Here is a 17,734-nt window from a genome sequence, read left to right as displayed (position 1 = left end):
ACTGGCCGAACGAGCAATCAGTGGTGAGAAAGGGCGGTCAGTCGGTGTCCTGGATGAAAACCAAGGCCATGGGAGTCTGCTCGCTGCCCTGACCCAGCGGGTTGTCGGCGAACATCTCCTCGAACCGCGCCTTGTCGTCAGGCACATCGCTGCCGAGGACGTTGCGGCCGATGTCGTTGGCGTCCATGACGATCGTCCCGGCGAACGAGTCCTTGTATGCCGCCGGCACCCGACTACGGATCCCTGCAGACAGGCGGGCGGCCACCTGGTCGGGGTCCTTGGGCGCGAGCTTGGCCGAGACGTTCGACGGGTAGGCGGAGTACTCGGTCGGGCCGTCGATGGCCGCGATCTGGTTGCCGACGAGCTCGTAGAAGAGCCCCTTGCGTCCGATCGCCTTGCCCACGGCACCACCGGCGGCGGCATAAAGCACGCGCGGCAGACCGGCCTCCTCGATGGCGAGCTGCATCGTGAAAGGCGACCCCAGCCCGATGCCCGCAGGCGTGCGCGTGACGTACTTCGAGAGCACCCGGGCCGGCTTGCCGACCTTGATGTCCCAGACGAAGAACGAGCGACCCTGCGTGATGGCGATGATCTTCTCGGAGATGAAGAGGTACCAACGGCCCTTGGTCGCGGCGTCGTGCTCGGCGCCCGCCGTCGGCAGCGTCTCGAAGAACTCGTCGATCCGGGCGAGCACCTTGGCGTCGAGATCGTCGTCCTTGGCGAACAGTTCCGTGCGAATCGGGTAGCGCCGCACCGTCTCGCCGCGCTCGGTGGTGATGTCGAGGGACTTGCCGGCGTTGGGCTCGACGTCGGACTTCGGCGCCGCCTGGGCGGTGGCCTTGTCGACCTGCGGCTCCTCGTCGAAGTACTCCTGCAGCCACAGCTCGAGGTTGATGAAGCGCCAGAACATCATGGTGTCGGAGTTGTTGCTGCCCTTGATCCAGCCCTCGAAGGCGTGGAGCACCTCGGTCTGGTTGAAGTAGGGGCGGTTGGCGAACGACTCACTGAGGAAGATCGAGTAGAAGTGGTTCTTGAGCCGCATGAACCACTCGGACTGCGGCGTCGTGAACCCGATCTTGTTGCGGCGACGGTTGATCGACTCGGGCAGCAGACCGCGGGTCGCGTCGCGCAGGATGCGCTTGTTCCAGCCGTCCTTGATGATCGCCTCGTCGGTGAGGCTGAAGATGAACTTCACAACCTCCTTGTCGAGGAACGGCACGCGCCCCTCGAGCGAGAAGCGCATCGTGTTCTTGTCCTCGTAGCGCAGCAGGCTCGGCAGGCTGTTGTGGAACAGGTCCTGGATGAGGCGCTTCTTGAGGTGGGACTGCTCGACGGGGAACCGCTCGTCGGTCCACTTCGACGTGAACGCCGGGTTGAGCAGCGACGTGACCGGCACGTCCTTGCGGCCCTTGAGCTTGGCCTTGACGCGGAAGCGCCCGAGCCGGAAGAGCACGTCGAGTGACTTGCTCAGCTCGGCGGCCGCGGCCTTGGCGCCCTGCGCCCGCAGCTGCCTGAGGTAGACCGCGTAGTAGGGGATGTAGCCGGCCATCATCTCGTCGGCGCCCTGGCCGTCGAGGAGGACGGTGACGTGCTTGGTCGCCTCGCGCATCACCTGGAACTGGGCATAGGGACCACTCGAGATGAGCGGCTCCTCCTGGGTGCGCACGAAGTCGCGCAGGTCGGCCTTGAACTCCTCGGGCGTCGGGAGAATCTTGTGCCCGTCGACGTGGCCCTTGCAGATCTCGAGGACCGCGTCGACGTAGCGCTCCTCGTCGTTGATCGAGTTCGGGAAGACCGCGCTGAAGGTGTTCTGCTGCGTGCCGACCGACTCGGTGCGCTTGTCGCCCTCATTGATGAGCTGGTTGATGATGACAGCGACGGCGGAACTGTCGAGTCCACCCGAGAGCGACGTTCCGACGGGCACCTCGGACTGCAGGCGCAGCCGCACGGCCTCGATGAAGCGGGCCTTGTATTCGGCCGCCGCGGCATCGTCGTAGGGGCGCTGCTCCTCGGCGAGTTCCAGGAGTTCCTCACGCAGCCGCGTGAACATGCTTCGGCGTATGCCGTCCGCATCCGCTTCGAGCATCTCGCCCGGCTCGAGCCGCTCGATGCCGTCGAAGAACGTCTCGGTGCCGTCCTCGTGGGCGCGGAACTTCAGGTAGCGGTAGATCGAGCGCTCGTTGGGCTTCTTCTCGTAGAGGCCACTGGCGAGGATCGGGCGAATCTCGCTCGAGAACAGGAGTGCCTCGGCGCTGGACGAACCCTCGGACGCGGGCACACGGCATACGTAGACGGGTTTGATCCCGAAGTGGTCGCGCGCGAGGGTGAGCCGCTGCTCGTCGCGGTCCCAGATCGCGAGGCCGAACATGCCGTTGAACCGGTCGAAGGCGTCGCGCCCCCACTGCGCGAACGCCTGGAGCACGACCTCGGTGTCACTGTCGGTCTCGAACGTCCGGCCCAGGCCCTCGAGTTCGGCACGCAGGTCGAGGTAGTTGTAGACCTCGCCGTTGTAGGCGATCGAGTAGCGACCGTCGGCCGTCGCCATCGGCTGCTGGCCGTGGGCGACGTCGATGATCGAGAGGCGGCGGTGCGCCAGCCCACACGGACCATCGACGAAGATGCCCTCACCGTCGGGTCCGCGGTGCTCCTGGACGTCGTTCATCGTGTTCAGGAGCGCCTCGTTGGCGCTCAGGCCGTAGTAGCCGGCGATGCCGCACATGCGTAGGGGACCTCAGTTCTCGCGTTCGGGGACCGGAACAGCGTATGCCGGGTGCGCGCCTTCGCGTGAACGCGGACTCGGCGGGTGGGTCACGCTTGGATCACTCCCACTCGATCGTGCCCGGGGGCTTGCTCGTGACGTCGAGGACGACCCGGTTGACGTCGGGAACCTCGTTGGTGATGCGGGTCGAAATCTTGGCCAGGACGTCGTAGGGCACGCGGGTCCAGTCGGCCGTCATCGCGTCCTCGGACGACACCGGGCGGAGCACGACTGGGTGGCCGTAGGTGCGTCCGTCGCCCTGGACCCCCACCGAGCGGACGTCGGCGAGGAGCACGACCGGGCACTGCCAGATCTCGCGGTCGAGCCCGGCGGCGGACAGCTCACGCCGCGCGATCTGGTCGGCCGCGCGCAGGATCTCGAGGTTCTCGGCCGTGACCTCACCAACGATGCGGATGCCGAGGCCCGGGCCGGGGAACGGCTGGCGCCACACGATCTCCTCGGGAACGCCGAGCTCGAGACCGACCTGGCGCACCTCGTCCTTGAAGAGGAGTCGCAGCGGCTCCACCAGCTTGAACTGGAGGTCGTCAGGCAGGCCACCGACGTTGTGGTGCGACTTGATGTTGGCCGTGCCGGTGCCGCCACCGGACTCGACGACATCGGGATAGAGGGTTCCCTGGACCAGGAACTCGACCGGGTGCCCCTCGCGCGCGCCGGAGCCGACGACGTCACGAGCGGCCTGCTCGAAGACGCGGATGAACTCGCGACCGATGATCTTGCGCTTCTCCTCGGGGTCGGTGACACCCGCGAGCGCGCCGAGGAACTGCTCCTTCGCGTCGACCACGACAAGATCGACCCCGGTCGCCTCGACGAAGTCCTGCTCGACCTGCTCGGCCTCCCCGGCGCGCAGCAGGCCGTGGTCGACGAAGACGCACGTGAGCTGGTCGCCGACGGCGCGCTGGACGAGGGCTGCGGCCACCGACGAGTCGACGCCGCCCGACAGGGCGCAGAGGACCCGCTTGTCGCCCACCGTCTCCTTGACCTGCTCGACCAGGGACTCGACGACGTTGTGCGGCGTCCACTCGCCCGAGAGTCCCGCGCCACGGAGGAGGAAGTTCTCGAGAACCCGCTGACCAAAGGTCGAATGCATGACCTCGGGGTGCCACTGCACGCCGTAGAGGCGACGCTCGTCGTCCTCGATCGCGGCGACAGGCGCACCGGACGTCTCCGCCGTGACGCGCATGCCGTCGGGGGCCTTCGTGGCCGAGTCGCCGTGGCTCATCCAGACGGACTGGTCCGAGGGCTGGCCGTTGAAGAGGGTCGACTCGGTGTCGGAGACCAGCGCGGGCGTCGAGCCGTACTCGCTCAGCCCGGTCTTCTCGACCGTGCCGCCAAGGGCCTGAACCATCGCCTGGAAGCCGTAGCACATGCCGAAGACGGGCACTCCGGCCTCGAGCAGCGCCGGGTCGAGGGAGGGAGCGCCCTCCTCGTAGACCGAGCTCGGACCACCCGACAGGATGATCGCGGCCGGCTCCTTGGCGAGCATCTCGGCGGCCGGCATGGTCGACGGGACGACCTCGCTGAACACCTTCGCCTCACGCACGCGCCGGGCGATGAGCTGGGCGTACTGCGCGCCGAAGTCGACGACGAGGACGGGACGGTCGGACAAGTGGGGGGTGTCGCTCACAGGCACAGGCTACCGGCGCCAACCGGGCGCTCAGGACGCCCCATCGGGGTCAGGCGTCGAGGCGGGCCTCGACCTCACCGGCGACCTTGCGCTCCACCCAGAACGACAGGAACGGCACGCAGCCCGCGAGCATGACGCCGACCATCTTGGGCAGGCTCCAGCCCACCTTGAAGCCGAGGTTGGCCGTCGCCACGAGATAGACCATGTAGATGAAGCCGTGCGGCTGCGGCCACCAGTGCAGGGGGTTCTGCTCGCCCTTCATGGACGTGCCGTACTCGAGGACCATCTCGACGACGAGCACGAGGAGCCCGACGCCGACGATGAACGCCATCCACTTGAAGAAGGTCAGCGCCTTGCGCGCTGCCGGCTCGTCACGGATGACGGTGTTCGTGGTGCTCGTCTGCTGCTGCTTCGCCTGGGTCACGCGTTCCATTGTCACCCGGGATGCTGTCAGCCCCGCGCGCGGCCTCCTCGGCCTGCGCCTGGGCCTCTGCCTCGGCCTCCTCGTCATCCCGCTGCTCGTCCCGCACGATCCGCCACCACAGATAGAGCGCGAACAGCGCGAAGATCCACCACTGGAAGGCGTATGCCGCGTTGCGCCACTTGAATCCCGTGTCACCTGACGGGGTGGGCACCCTTTCGAGCTCCCCGAGCTCCCCGAGGTCGCCGGCAGCAGGTTCCGGCGCCTCCGTCTGTTGGAACACGAACGCGTTGTAGAGATCGCCCGACCAGCGCCCCACGAGGATCGACGTGTCGATCGAGCCGAGCTGACCCTCGGGAGGTGACTCACCGGCATACGGGGATTCGGGTGGAGCGAGCCCACCCGTGACGGTGACCGTTCCGGACGGCACCGGGGGGAGGTCGGTCGGGGAGGCGATCCAGCCGCGCAGGACGGGCAGGGTCGCGCCCGTGGCGCTGACGCGCAGGGGCGCGACGAGCCAGAAGCCGGTGCGCCCGTCGAGGCGGCGGTTCGCGACGACAACCTGGTCGGTGCCGAACTCGCCCGTGGCCGAGACCGGCCTGGTGCTCTCGTGGTTGGGGAAGTCCGTGTGCGGCTGCAGGATCGATTCGATCGCGACGGGTTGCTGGGCCCGAGCCTTCTCGAGGTTCTCACGCAGAGCCTCGTCCTCGGCGACTCCGAGCTGCCAGCGGCCGAGCTGCACGAACGCGATGACGATGAGGATGGCGACCGCGAGGAGCCCGAGACTGCGAGGCTTGAGGGCGGTACGAAGCACGGGGCGAGCGTAGCCGCGGCGTCTGGGCATCCTCCGATCGGATGACCCGAGCGCCTCCGAAATCGTGATGCGGGCTCGGACGAGGTCACCCACGCTGGACGCATGACAGAGACAGTGGTGAGTGTGGAGGGGCTGCGCAAGACATACGGCAGCACGGTGGCGGTGGACGACGTCAGCCTCGACGTCTTCAGCGGGGAGATCTTCGGAATTCTGGGACCCAACGGGGCGGGCAAGACCACGACGGTCGAGTCGATCGCCGGTCTGAGGACGCCCGATGCGGGCACGATCCGGGTGCACGGACTCGACCCGGTTCGCGACCGCGAGGCCCTCACGGGGATCGTCGGGGTGCAGCTCCAGGAGAGCAAACTGCAGCCCAAGATCACCGTGGGCGAGGCGCTCGAGTTGTGGTCGGCGTTCTATCCCGACCCGGTGCCGGCCGATGAGCTCGCGGGGCGCCTGGGCCTGAGCGGTCTGCTCGACAAGCAGTTCCGGACCCTGAGCGGCGGCCAGCAACAACGGTTGTCGATCGCGCTGGCGCTCGTGGGGCGGCCCAAGGTCGTCATCCTCGACGAGCTCACCACGGGCCTCGACCCACGCGCCCGCCGCGAGGTGTGGGGCCTCGTCCGCGACGTCAGGGACAGCGGCGTCACGGTGCTGCTCGTCACCCACGCGATGGAGGAAGCCCAATCCCTCTGCGACCGCGTCGCGATCATCAGCGGCGGTCGCGTGCTCGCGCTGGACACCCCGGACGGACTCATCCGGGGCGCCGCCGCCACCACGGTGACGTCGTTCCTTCCGAGCGCGGCGGTCGACCTGCAGGCGCTGCGCGACCTCGACGGGGTCGCCACCGTCCGGACCGACGCCGGCCGCGTCGTGGTCGAGGGCGCCGAGGAGTCGGCCCTGGCCGTCCTCGCTGCCCTGGCCGCACAAGGGGTGACCCCAGCGCGACTGCGCGTCGTCGAGGGAAGTCTCGACACGGCATACCTCGATCTGACCGCAGACGAACTCGCCGCCGACGCACTGGCTGCCGACGCACTGACCCTGGAGACAGCATGAGCACGACGACCGCCACGACGGCCGCCACGAGGTCCACCACGCCCACCGCCACCGCCGCCGTCGTGCGCGCCGAGGCACGCCTGTTCACCCGCGAACTCGGGTCGCTCTTCTGGATCGTCCTCTTCCCGGTGACGCTGCTGGTCATCCTCAGCTTCATCCCGGACTTCGGGCAGGCCGACCCCGAGCTCGGCGGGCTCCGGGGAATCGACATCTACAGCCCCATCGCCATCGTGATGTCGATGATCCTGGCGGGGACGATGGCCATGCCCGCCGTCGTGTGGGCCTATCGCGAGGCGGGAGTCCTGCGGCGGCTGCGGACCACGCCGGTCCGTCCGTGGAGCCTGCTGATCGCCCAGATGCTGCTGCACGCGGGCGCCGTGGTCGTGGCGTCCGCGCTCGTCCTCGTGGTGGGCCGCCTCGTCATCGGCACTCCCCTCCCGCAGTCGTGGATCGGGTATGCCGTGGCGTACGTCCTCGTCCTGCTCGCCTCGTTCTCACTCGGGGCCGTGGTCACGGCCATCGCCCCGAACGCGCGCGCCGGAACGGCCCTCGGCAGCGTCGTGTTCTTCGCGTCGATGTTCACGGCCGGGGTCTACTTCCCGGTGGCGGCCATGGGCGGCGCCCTGCGCGACATCGTCGAACTGACGCCCCTCGGGGCGGCGACCCAGGCGATGAACCAGGCCATGGTCGGGGACTTCCCGGATCCGAAGCACCTGATCGTCGTCGCCGCCTGGGCAGCGGTGCTGTCCCTCGTGTCCGCGCGCTTCTTCCGGTGGGAGTGAGAGGCTGAATCACGTGACTGACGCGAACGTGTCGCGGGCCTCCACGGGGGTTGTGACGAGCCCGTCCGCCCGAGTCCCGAACCGGGGACTCGGCCGGGCGGTGCCCTACATCCCGTTCCTCATGCTCGCCGTGGCAACGGCCGCCGCTGCCGTGACCGCCGGCGTGTTCGGGAAGGACACCCAGGGGTGGACAGCCATCCAGGTGGTCCTCGTGGTCTCGGCCGCCGCGTGGTCTTGGTGGTGGACGCTGCGCCGACCCGAATGGCGTCACGACCGTCGCCGGATGGCGGTGCATGTCGTCGGGCGCACGGTTCTTGCTCTGGCGCTCACGTGGATCAACCCGTTCTTCGCCCTCTTCGCGTGGGTCGGCTTCCTCGACGTCTCGGAGGCCTTCTCCGGGTGGCGCCGGCGGGCTGCGGTCCTCGCCGCCGCCGCGACCATCGCCGGGTCGCAGTCGGGCGGATTCCCGATCTCGTCGTGGATGCAGGCGGTGATCTTCGGAGCGCTCGTCGGGGTTCACTCGGGCCTGTTCATGCTGTTCGACCGACTCGAAGGCGAGACCAAGCGGCTGACGGTCGAGCAGGCCTCGACGATCGGCGAACTCGAACGCGTCAATGCCGACCTGCAGCGGGCACTTGCCGAGAACGCCGAACTCCACGAGACCGTGGTGGCTCAAGCCCGGCTGGCCGGAGTGCACGAGGAACGCCAACGCCTGGCCCGCGAGATCCACGACACGATCGCGCAGACCTTGGCCGGTGCCCTGACCCAGCTGCAGGCCGCCGGTGCAGATCCGAGTCAGGGGCATCGCGTGGCCCGCGCGACCGACCTCATCCGGGAAGCCCTCGGTGAGGCGCGCCGATCCGTCATGGACCTCGCACCGGCGCCTTTGGACCAGGCCGGGCTCGTCGACGCCGTGACCCGGCTCGTCCGTGAGTGGGACGCGGAGCACGCGCCGCTGGCCGCGCTCGTCGTGACAGGCGAGGCGCGCCACCTCCATCCAGAAGTCGAGGCCACGGTGATCCGGATCGCGCAGGAATCTCTCGCCAACGTCGCGAAGCACGCGAGCGCCGATCGGGTCGGTGTGACGTTGAGCTATGAGGACCGGGAACTGATCCTCGATGTGCGGGACGACGGCGTCGGCTTCGACACCGGTGCCGCGTCTGGACCCACGTCGTTCGGGCTGCGGGGGATGCGTCAGCGGGCCGAGCGACTCGCGGGTGAGCTCGAAGTCGAGTCGCGACCGGGCGGCGGCACAGCCGTCTCGCTGCGGCTGCCCGCGCTCGGGCGGGAGGCTGCCGCGTGAGCCGGGAACGCGAACGCGAAGAGCGGATCCGCATCGTCGTCGTGGACGACCACCCCGTCGTTCGCGACGGTGTGGCCGCCATGCTGTCGTCGACCCCGGACCTCGAGGTGGTCGGTCAGGCGGCGAGTGGGCCAGAGGCGGTCGACCTCGCTGCTGCCCTGGACCCCGATGTCGTCGTCATGGACCTCCGGATGCCCGGTGGGAGTGGCGTCGACGCCGTGCGAGCGATGGGGCGCCGGGGGCTGCGCGCCGCAGCGCTCGTGCTCACGACCTACGACACCGACTCGGACACAGTCGCCGCGATCGAGGCCGGCGCCGCGGGCTACCTGCTCAAGGACTCCCCACCCGAGACCCTGGTGGCTGCCGTCCGCGCGACCGCAGCAGGCGAGACCGTGCTGTCGCCGTCGGTGGCGAGCCGCCTCGCATCACACGTGCGAAGCCCCGCCCGGACGGCCTCCCTGAGCGCCCGCGAGCGCGAAGTTCTCGTCCTCGTGGCTCGTGGCATGGCCAACCGGACCATCGCCAAGGAACTTTTCGTCAGCGAGGCGACGGTGAAGACGCACCTGTCGCACGTCTTCGACAAGCTCGGCGCCTCCGACCGTGCCGCCGCCGTCGCTGCCGGATACGAACTCGGCATCCTCGGCTGAACGGAAACTCGGTGGCTCGAGGCCACCCCTCCCTCCTAACGTTGAGGGGCTATGCCGAACACTTCCTGGCCCTACGCCATCGCGGCCGATGCCACTCCCCCGACAGACGCCGACCGATTCCTCCTGTGGCTCGCTCGGCGGCAGTGGCGCACCATCGTGGCGGGGGCAGCGTTCGGCATCCCGTGGATGCTGTCGATCGCCCTCGTTCCCTTCTCGATCGGGAAGGCGATCGACGACGGGCTCGTGGCGCGGGACGGGCGCGCGCTGCTCACCTGGGCAGGCGTCATCCTCGGCATGGGGCTGGTCAGCGCGGCGACGACGAACCTGCGGCACTGGTTCGCGGTGAGCAACTGGCTCTACGCGGCCTTCCGGTCGGCGATCGTCACGGATCGGGCCGTCCGACGGGCCGGGCCGGCGCTCACGCGGGACAAGCCGGCCGGCGACGTCCTCACGGCCTATGCCAACGACTTCTGGCGGATCGGCATGGTCTTCGACGTGTCGGCGCGGTTCGCCGGTGCGATCGCCAGCTTCGTCGTCGTGTCGATCATCCTGCTGCGCGGTTCCCTGATGCTCGGCCTCGTCATGCTCATCGGCGGGCCGCTGCTCCTCGCGTCGCTCTCGTTCGTCATGCGGCCCCTGCAGAAGCGACAGGCGGCCCAGCGCGAGGAGACCGGTCAGCTCACGGCGCTCGGCGCCGACACGGTGACCGGCCTGCGGGTCCTGCGCGGTGTCGGCGGCGAGGAGAACTTCTTGAGCCGGTATGCCGGTCAGTCCGGTCGCGTCCGCGCCGCCGGGGTGCGCCTGGCCGGCGTGCAGGCGTTGCTCGACGCTTCTCAGGTGTTGTTGCCCGGGATCTTCGTCGTCGTGGTGACAGGGCTGGGGGCACGGCTCGCAGTCGCCGGTGACATCACGCCGGGTCAGCTCGTCGCGTTCTACGGCTACACGGCATTCCTCACGATGCCGCTGCGGACGGCGACCGAGTTCGTCAACAAGCTCATCACCTCACGCGTCATGGCGGGCAAGCTCGTCTCGATCCTCAAGGCCCAGCCCGACCACCCGTCCCGAACTCACCCAATTGGACGGTTGGGCACAAACCAGCAGCCAGCAGCCGCGGGCGCCCTCCCCGACCCCGCGTACCGAACTCACCCAATTGGACGGTCGGGCACAAACCAGCAGCCAGCAGCCACGGGTGCGCTGGTGGATCCGGCATCGGGGGTGCGGATCGAGCCGGGGCAGCTCACTGCCCTTGTGTCCGCCCGTCCCGAGGAGACGGCCGAGATTGCCGCCCGACTCGGCCGTACGGTCCCCGGGAAGCACGGAGTCACGTGGGGCGACACCTCGATCGACGACCTGCCGATCGAGGCCGTCCGAACCCACATCGTCGTGTCGGAAGCCGATCCCCATCTCTTCAGCGGCCCGGTGCGTCGCGAACTCGGCGCACCCGACGGCGACGACGAAGCGCTCCTCGCCGCTCTCCACACGGCCGACGCCGCAGACGTCATCGACTCCATCGACGGAGGACTCGACGGTGAGATCGAGGAGCGAGGTCGCTCCCTCTCCGGCGGTCAGCGCCAGCGGCTCGCCCTGGCCCGCGCCCTCCTGCGTGCACCCGACGTCCTGGTCCTCGTCGAACCCACGAGCGCCGTCGACGCCCACACTGAAGCCCGCATCGCCGAACGAATTCCCAAGCACCGCAACGGATTCACGACGGTGATCGTCACGGCCAGCCCCTTGGTGCTCGACCGCGCCGACCACGTGCTCGTCGTCGAGGAGGGCGTGGCGACCATCAGCGGAACGCACCGTGACCTGGTGCGCAACAACCCGGCATACCGACGCATTGTCCTGCGCGGAGAGGAGGACTGAGATGACCCCACTGCTCAAGCAGATCGGCGATGTCGACCACGCCAAGCGGTCCCTGCCGATCGCGACCCGACAGACCGTCGTGGCCCACACCCGGATCCTGCTGCGCGACCACCGTCGCCCGCTCCTCTGGGTTCTCGGGCTCCACGGGCTCGCGGCTCTCGTCGGCCTCGTTGGCCCGTGGGTCGTCGGGCAGATCGTCCAAGAGGTCACGGACCACGCGGCCGGAGGCGCGAGCCTGCGACGCATCGACATCCTCATCGCTGTCCTGGTCGGTGCGATCCTCGCCCAGACCGTCCTGACGTGGTTGGCACGGCGGGCGGCGTTCATCCTGTCCGAGCACGTCTTCGCGCGCCTGCGTGAGGACTTCGTGCGGGATGCCGTGCGCCTTCCGCTGTCCACCCTTGAGCGGGCAGGCACCGGCGACCTCGTCGCCCGCACGACCAACGACATCGAGTCGATGACGCACGTCATCCGCTTCGGCATCCCGGCCATCGTCGTGTCGGTCATGACGGTCACCGCGACGGTCGTGGCAGCCGTGATCACCTCACCGCTGGCCGCTCTCGCCCTGCTCACTCCCCTCATCGTCCACATCCCCTCGAGCGCTTGGTACCTCAAGCGCGCGGGCAAGGTCTACCTCTGGGAGCACGCGAGCTATGCGCGGCTCAATTCCGTTGGGGCAGAGACGATCGAGGGCCTGCGCACCATGGACAACCTCGACCTTGCGGCGAGACGGGGCGAGCGCTTCGACGAGGCGCTCGACGAAGCCGGACGCGCCGAGCGGTTGGGCGTCAGGCTCCGACTGCGCTGGTTCCCCTGGCTCGAGATCGGGTTCTTCCTGCCCGTCGCCGTCTCGGTCCTGTGGGGTGGCTGGCTGGCGTGGAACGGCCACATCTCCATCGGTGCCGCCACCGCGGTCACGCTCTACATCCAGCAGATGCTCGACCCGCTCGGCGACCTCATCAGCTGGCTCGACGAGATCCAGTTCGCGGCGACGTCGTTGTCGCGCGTCCTCGGTGTCGGCGAGGTACCCCCCGACCGTGTCGCCACGGGCGAGCAGCCACGCGGCGACACCATCGAGGTCGAGGACGTCCGCTACTCCTACCGCGAGGGTCGTGACGTCCTCCACGGAGTCACGCTGTCGCTCCGTCCCGGCGAGCGCCTCGCCATCGTCGGCCCCTCGGGCGCCGGCAAGTCCACGCTCGGCCGACTTCTGGCCGGTATCGATGGACCCCGCACGGGTCGAGTCACGGTCGGTGGCGTCCCACTGGTCGACCTCGACCTGCCCACCCTGCGCGGTGAGGTCGCGCTCGTCACGCAGGAACATCACGTCTTCGTCGGCACCGTGGGCGAGAACCTGCGCCTTCCACGGCCGACCGCCTCCGACGACGAGGTGTATGCCGCTCTCTCGGCTGTCGATGCCGCCGCCTGGGTCCGCGCGTTGCCCGACGGCCTCGACACGACGGTGGGCTCGGGCGGTCACGCGCTGACCGAGGCGCAGGCGCAGCAACTCGCGCTGGCTCGGCTCGTCCTCGCCGACCCGCACACCCTCGTCCTCGACGAGGCGACGTCGCTGCTCGATCCGCGCGCGGCCCGGCACCTCGAGCGGTCGCTCGCAGCGGTGACCCAAGGACGCACGGTGGTGGCGATCGCGCACCGGTTGCACACGGCATACGACGCGGATCGGGTCTGTGTCGTCGAGGACGGTCGGATCAGTGAGCTCGGCACCCACGACGAACTCATCGCCCGCGACGGCGCCTATGCCGCGTTGTGGCGGGCCTGGCGCGACGAAGACTGAGAGGGGGACCTACGGGCCGTAAGTGTCGCGATCACAGCACAAACGGCCCGGTGGGTCAGGGTTCAGACGGTGCGGAGGGCCGGCATCCCGAGGTCAACGCCGGAGTTGCTCAACGTCCGGACCTCGGGAGCAGCCGGGTTGCGTGCCGCGACCGGCTCCAGCCGCTCGTAGGCCGCACCCTGGCGCGGCCGCGGGTCGGCCTCACCCCTGTTGGGCCACAGCGACATCGCGCGTTCCGACTGGGCGGTGATCGTCAGCGACGGGTTCACCCCGAGGTTCGCCGAGACTGCGGACCCGTCCACGACGGAGATTCCGGGATAGCCCCACACGCGGTGGTAGGGATCGATGACACCGGTCTCCGGCGAATCCGAGATCGCGACACCACCGAGGAAGTGCGCCGTGAGCGGAATGTCGAAGACCTCGCTCCACGTCCCGCCGGCGACCGTGTACTCGCCGGACAGGTCGCCGAGTCGCTTCGCGACGGCCTTCAGGGCCTCGTGCCCCGCCTCGATATAGGTCGGGTTCGGTTCACCGTGCCCCTGCGTCGACGTGAGCCCTCGGCGCCCGAGCCACCCGCGACGACCGGACACCCGCAACGAGTTGTCACGCGTCTGCATGACGAGGCCGATGATCGCCCGCTCACTCCACCTGTGGGCGAGCTTCGGGAGGATCCGGACGACGGCCTCGGGACTGCGCACGAGTTCGGCCAAGAACTGCACCGGCCGTGGCCGACCGGTGCCACCCGGAACCATGAGCGTCTGCAGGAGGCCCATGGCGTTGGACCCACGCCCATAGCGGACGTTCTCCACGTGAGTGTCCTCGTCGGGGTGGAACGACGAGGTGATGGCGAGGCCCTCGGAGAGCGCGGCCGACTCGCTGACGTTCTGGGTGACGGCACCGAGGATCGCCTCGCTGTTGGTGCGCGTGAGGTGACCCAGCCGGTCGGACATCTCCGGCAGCTCCCCCTCCTCCCGCATCGCGTGCAGCAGCGTCTGGGTGCCCCACGTGCCGGCCGCCACGACGACATGACGCGCGGTGATGACGCGCGGATCCTTGCCCGCGACCGGACCGGTCCGTTCATGCAGAACCCGATAGACCCGGTTGTCGGAGCCGGCAGAACCCTTCGCGTATGCCGTCCGCTCGCCGTCCGCGCCCGGCACGACTCCCAGCCTGGTCACCGTGCGCATCGGCTGGATGACGACGCCCAGCCCCTCGGCGAGGTGGAGGTAGTTCTTGCGCAGGGTGTTCTTGGCTCCGTAGCGGCAGCCGACCATGCAGTTGCCGCACTCGACGCAGCCCGTCCGCTTCGGCCCGGCCCCGCCGAAGTAGGGGTCCTCGATCTCGACGCCCGGTTCACCGAAGAACACGCCGACCGGCGTCTTGTGGAAGGTCTCGGGCACGCCCATGTCGGCGGCGGTGTCACGCCAGATCTGCTCGACGGGCCCCTCGCAGGGGTTCTCGACGACGCCGAGCATCGCCGACGCCGTCTCGTAGTGGGGCGCGAGCTCACTCGACCAGTCGGTGATGTGACCCCACTGCGGGTCGCGGAAGAACGGCTCCGGCGGCACATAGAGCGTGTTCGCGTAGTTGAGCGACCCGCCGCCCACGCCCGCACCGGCCATGATCATGACGTCGGGAAGCATGTGGAGCCGCTGGATGCCGAACATCCCCAGAGCCGGAGCCCAGAGGAAGTTCTTCAGGTCCCACGAGGTCTTGGCGAAGTCCTCGTCCTCGAAGCGGCGGCCCGCCTCGAGCATGTGGACGGTGTAGCCCTTCTCGGCGAGGCGCAAGGCCGCGACCGAGCCGCCGAAGCCGGTCCCGATGACGACCACGTCGACATCGACGTCGCCCTCGACGTCCGGCGGGGTGGGGGTCACTTCAGTCCCAGCGCCTTCATGGCTCGCAAGGCCACGGTCGCGCCCTTGGCGAACGTCTCCTGCGACACCCCGGGCACACTTCCGAAGGAGACGACGTGTTGGACGCTCACGGTCTGGGTCTCGGTGAAGCGGACGATGCCCTCGGCGCCGTGCCGGCGGCCGACACCGGAGGCCTTCATGCCACCCATGGGGGCGCCGGGGCTCCCCCATGTCGCGGGGTACGGATCGTTCACGGAGACCGTGCCTGTGCGGATCTCGGCAGCGATTCGTCTCCCACGACTGGTGTCCTTGGTCCAGACCGACGCGTTGAGGCCGTACTCGGTGTCGTTCGCGAGGGCGATCGCTTCCTCGTCGGACCCCACCTCGTAGATCGAGACGACGGGGCCGAAGGTCTCATCGTTGCGGCACTCCATCTCGGGGGTGACACCGGTGAGGACCGTGGGCTCGTAGACGTAGGGGCCGATGTCGGGGCGTGCACGACCACCCGTGAGCACAGTGGCGCCCTTCGAGCGGGCGTCCTCGACGTGACGGCTGACGGTGTCGAGCTGGGACTGGCCGGCAAGCGAGCCCATATCGGGTCCATAGGCCAGCTCGGTGCTGAGCTTCATCCTCTCGACGGCCTCGACGAAGCGCGTGACGAACTCACCGTGGACGGCACGGTGGACGATGAGCCGCTCATAACTGATGCAGAGCTGGCCGGCGGAGGAGAAACAGCCACGCACAGCCCCTTCGACCGTCCGGTCGAGGTCGGCGTCCTCCGCGACATACAGCGAGTTCTTGCCGCCGAGCTCCATGCTCGCCCCGACGAGCCGTCGACCGGCCACCTCGGCGACCGAGCGGCCGGTCTTGGTGGAGCCGGTGTAGGAGACGTAGTCGCCCTGCTCGACGACCGCCTGGCCCGTGGTCGCTCCGGGGCCGAGCACCACCTGGAGGACGCCCTCCGGCAGGCCGGCCTCGGACAGCAGCTCGGCAGCCATGAGGGTCGTGAGCGACGCCTGCAGGTCGGGTCGCGTCACGACGGCGTTTCCGGCGAGCAGCGCAGGGACCGCGTCGTTGATGCCCAGCACGAGGGGGAAGTTCCACGGCGACACGATGCCGACGACGCCCTTGGGCCGGTGGCTGATCACCGGCCGGGTCAGGCCGGGGATCGCGCCGGCCGCGGTGCGGTCGCGCAGGTAGCCCGCGCCTGCCCGCGCGTAGTGGCGGGCCGTGTTGGCCGTGTCCGCGACCTCCTCGAAGGCCTGCGTCCGAGTCTTGCCCGACTCCAGCTGGATGAGGTCGATGAGCTCGACCTGGCGCTCCAGGACGAGGTCGTGGAAGCGCAGCAGGATGTCGGCGCGACGACGGAAGCTCAACCTCGCCCACGCACGTTGGGCGGACCGCGCGGTGGCGAAGGCGACGGTCACGTCTTCGGGGGTGGACACCGGGAGCGACGCGAGCGGCGCCCCGGTCATCGGGGTCCGGCTGACGTGCTGCTCAGCCCCCGGACTGGCCACGACGCGCGAGGTGAGGGCTCGAGCGCGGCTCGGCTCCACGGCATACGTGGCGGTGGGATCCAGCTCCGGGTCGGCGATGACGTCGGTCATTACCCAAGAGTAATCACGAACGCAGCCCTGGGACAGGCTCGTCTCATGGGACGTGCGTCTCGGTCAGTCGATGTCGTACGGCGCGACAACGACCTCGACCCGCTGGAAGTCCTTGAGCTCGGTGTAGCCGGTCGTCGCCATCGCGCGCCGCAGAGCGCCGACGAGGTTGGTCGTGCCATCGGCAACCTTGCTCGGACCGAAGAGCACCTCCTCGAGCGAGGCGACCGCGCCGACCTCGACGCGCTCACCACGCGGCAGTTCGGAGTGATGCGCCTCCGGACCCCAGTGGAAACCACGACCGGGCGCCTCGGTCGCCCGCGCGAGCGCAGCCCCGAGCATGACGGCATCGGCACCGCAGGCCACGGCCTTGACGATGTCACCGCTCGTGCCGACACCACCGTCGGCGATGACGTGGACGTAGCGACCGCCGCTCTCGTCCAGGTAGTCGCGACGGGCCGCGGCGACATCGGCGATCGCCGACGCCATGGGCGCGTGGATGCCGAGCGTGCGACGGGTCGTGTGCGCCGCTCCCCCACCAAAGCCCACGAGCACGCCAGCAGCGCCGGTGCGCATGAGGTGGAGCGCCGCGGAGTAGGACGCCGCGCCACCCACGATGACGGGCACGTCGAGCTCATAGATGAAGCGCTTGAGGTTGAGCGGCTCGGCGCGGCTCGAGACGTGCTCGGCCGACACCGTCGTGCCACGGATGACGAAGAGGTCGACTCCGGCGTCGACGACGGTCTTCCAGAGCTGCTGCGTGCGCTGCGGCGTGAGGGCACCCGCCACGGTCACGCCCGCCTCGCGGATCGTGCGCAACCGCTCGACGATGAGCTCGGGGACGATGTCGGCCTGGTAGATCTCCTGCATCCGCGCCGTCGCGAGTGCCGGCTCGAGCGTGGCGATCTCGGCGAGCAGCGGTGCCGGGTCCTCGTAGCGCGTCCACAAGCCCTCGAGGTCGAGCACGGGCAGGCCGCCGTGTCCACCGAACGCGATCGCCGTCTCGGGCGACATCACCGAGTCCATCGGCGCCGCGATGACGGGCAGGTCGAAGTGGTAGGCGTCGATCTGCCAGCCCACCGACACCTCTTCCGGGTCGCGGGTGCGCCGCGAGGGCACCACCGCAACGTCGTCGAAGGAGTACGCGCGCCGGGCCCGCTTGCCACGTCCGATCTCGATCTCGTTCACGC

The 17,734-nt window shown here is 69.2% G+C and carries 13 protein-coding genes; 6 read left to right on the top strand and 7 right to left on the bottom strand.

Annotated elements, in window-relative coordinates; translation table 11 throughout:
- Positions 1-37: 37 nt before the first annotated feature.
- The 4 genes from asnB to N802_RS08540 form a co-directional block, all read right to left on the bottom strand.
- Positions 38-2,719: an asparagine synthase (glutamine-hydrolyzing) gene (gene asnB / locus N802_RS08555; protein WP_035914746.1), complete on the bottom strand. Its 2,682-nt coding sequence runs from the start codon at positions 2,717-2,719 to the stop codon at positions 38-40.
- Positions 2,720-2,819: 100 nt separating this feature from the next.
- Entirely contained in the window at positions 2,820-4,409 is a 1,590-nt protein-coding gene (guaA, locus tag N802_RS08550) for a glutamine-hydrolyzing GMP synthase (RefSeq protein WP_211254365.1), read from the bottom strand.
- Positions 4,410-4,452: 43 nt separating this feature from the next.
- Complete coding sequence (locus N802_RS08545) at positions 4,453-4,827, bottom strand: DUF3817 domain-containing protein (RefSeq protein WP_425402468.1); 375 nt, start codon at positions 4,825-4,827, stop codon at positions 4,453-4,455.
- Positions 4,775-5,638 (bottom strand): SURF1 family protein, encoded by an 864-nt coding sequence (locus tag N802_RS08540; RefSeq protein ID WP_084072033.1) that lies wholly within the window; start codon positions 5,636-5,638, stop codon positions 4,775-4,777. Before N802_RS08540 ends, N802_RS08545 begins: the two co-directional genes overlap by 53 nt.
- A gap of 102 nt (positions 5,639-5,740) precedes the next feature.
- Here N802_RS08540 and N802_RS08535 point away from each other — a divergent pair, with 102 nt between their 5' ends.
- The 6 genes from N802_RS08535 to N802_RS08510 are packed head-to-tail and all read left to right on the top strand — an operon-like array spanning position 5,741 to position 13,084.
- A complete protein-coding gene (locus N802_RS08535) occupies positions 5,741-6,694 on the top strand; it encodes an ABC transporter ATP-binding protein (RefSeq protein WP_052109649.1) in 954 nt (317 codons plus the stop codon).
- The gene (locus tag N802_RS08530) at positions 6,691-7,476 is read left to right on the top strand and encodes an ABC transporter permease (RefSeq protein WP_035914740.1); all 786 of its coding nucleotides are present in this window, start codon (positions 6,691-6,693) and stop codon (positions 7,474-7,476) included. The genes N802_RS08535 and N802_RS08530 overlap by 4 nt, the downstream gene beginning before the upstream one ends.
- A gap of 13 nt (positions 7,477-7,489) precedes the next feature.
- Complete coding sequence (locus N802_RS08525; RefSeq protein WP_156971333.1) at positions 7,490-8,779, top strand: sensor histidine kinase; 1,290 nt, start codon at positions 7,490-7,492, stop codon at positions 8,777-8,779.
- On the top strand, positions 8,776-9,426 hold the full coding sequence (locus N802_RS08520; protein WP_035914735.1) for a response regulator: 651 nt from the start codon (positions 8,776-8,778) through the stop codon (positions 9,424-9,426). Before N802_RS08525 ends, N802_RS08520 begins: the two co-directional genes overlap by 4 nt.
- A gap of 51 nt (positions 9,427-9,477) precedes the next feature.
- Positions 9,478-11,289: an ABC transporter transmembrane domain-containing protein gene (locus N802_RS08515; RefSeq protein ID WP_035914732.1), complete on the top strand. Its 1,812-nt coding sequence runs from the start codon at positions 9,478-9,480 to the stop codon at positions 11,287-11,289.
- A gap of 1 nt (position 11,290) precedes the next feature.
- Positions 11,291-13,084: an ABC transporter ATP-binding protein gene (locus N802_RS08510; RefSeq protein ID WP_052109646.1), complete on the top strand. Its 1,794-nt coding sequence runs from the start codon at positions 11,291-11,293 to the stop codon at positions 13,082-13,084.
- A gap of 62 nt (positions 13,085-13,146) precedes the next feature.
- On the opposite strand, the gene N802_RS08505 is transcribed toward N802_RS08510, so the two are convergent.
- From N802_RS08505 to N802_RS08495, 3 genes are all read right to left on the bottom strand, one after another.
- Positions 13,147-14,961 (bottom strand): GMC oxidoreductase, encoded by a 1,815-nt coding sequence (locus N802_RS08505; RefSeq protein ID WP_035914728.1) that lies wholly within the window; start codon positions 14,959-14,961, stop codon positions 13,147-13,149.
- The gene (locus N802_RS08500) at positions 14,958-16,547 is read right to left on the bottom strand and encodes a succinic semialdehyde dehydrogenase (RefSeq protein WP_035914723.1); all 1,590 of its coding nucleotides are present in this window, start codon (positions 16,545-16,547) and stop codon (positions 14,958-14,960) included. The genes N802_RS08505 and N802_RS08500 overlap by 4 nt, the downstream gene beginning before the upstream one ends.
- A 63-nt stretch (positions 16,548-16,610) precedes the next feature.
- The gene (locus N802_RS08495) at positions 16,611-17,732 is read right to left on the bottom strand and encodes a GuaB3 family IMP dehydrogenase-related protein (protein ID WP_035914720.1); all 1,122 of its coding nucleotides are present in this window, start codon (positions 17,730-17,732) and stop codon (positions 16,611-16,613) included.
- Between the last annotated feature and the right edge of the window lie 2 nt (positions 17,733-17,734).

Origin of the sequence: Knoellia sinensis KCTC 19936, assembly GCF_000768705.1 — a bacterium.
In the GTDB taxonomy this organism is placed as follows: domain Bacteria; phylum Actinomycetota; class Actinomycetes; order Actinomycetales; family Dermatophilaceae; genus Knoellia; species Knoellia sinensis.
This window is presented reverse-complemented; position numbering and strand designations above follow the sequence as displayed.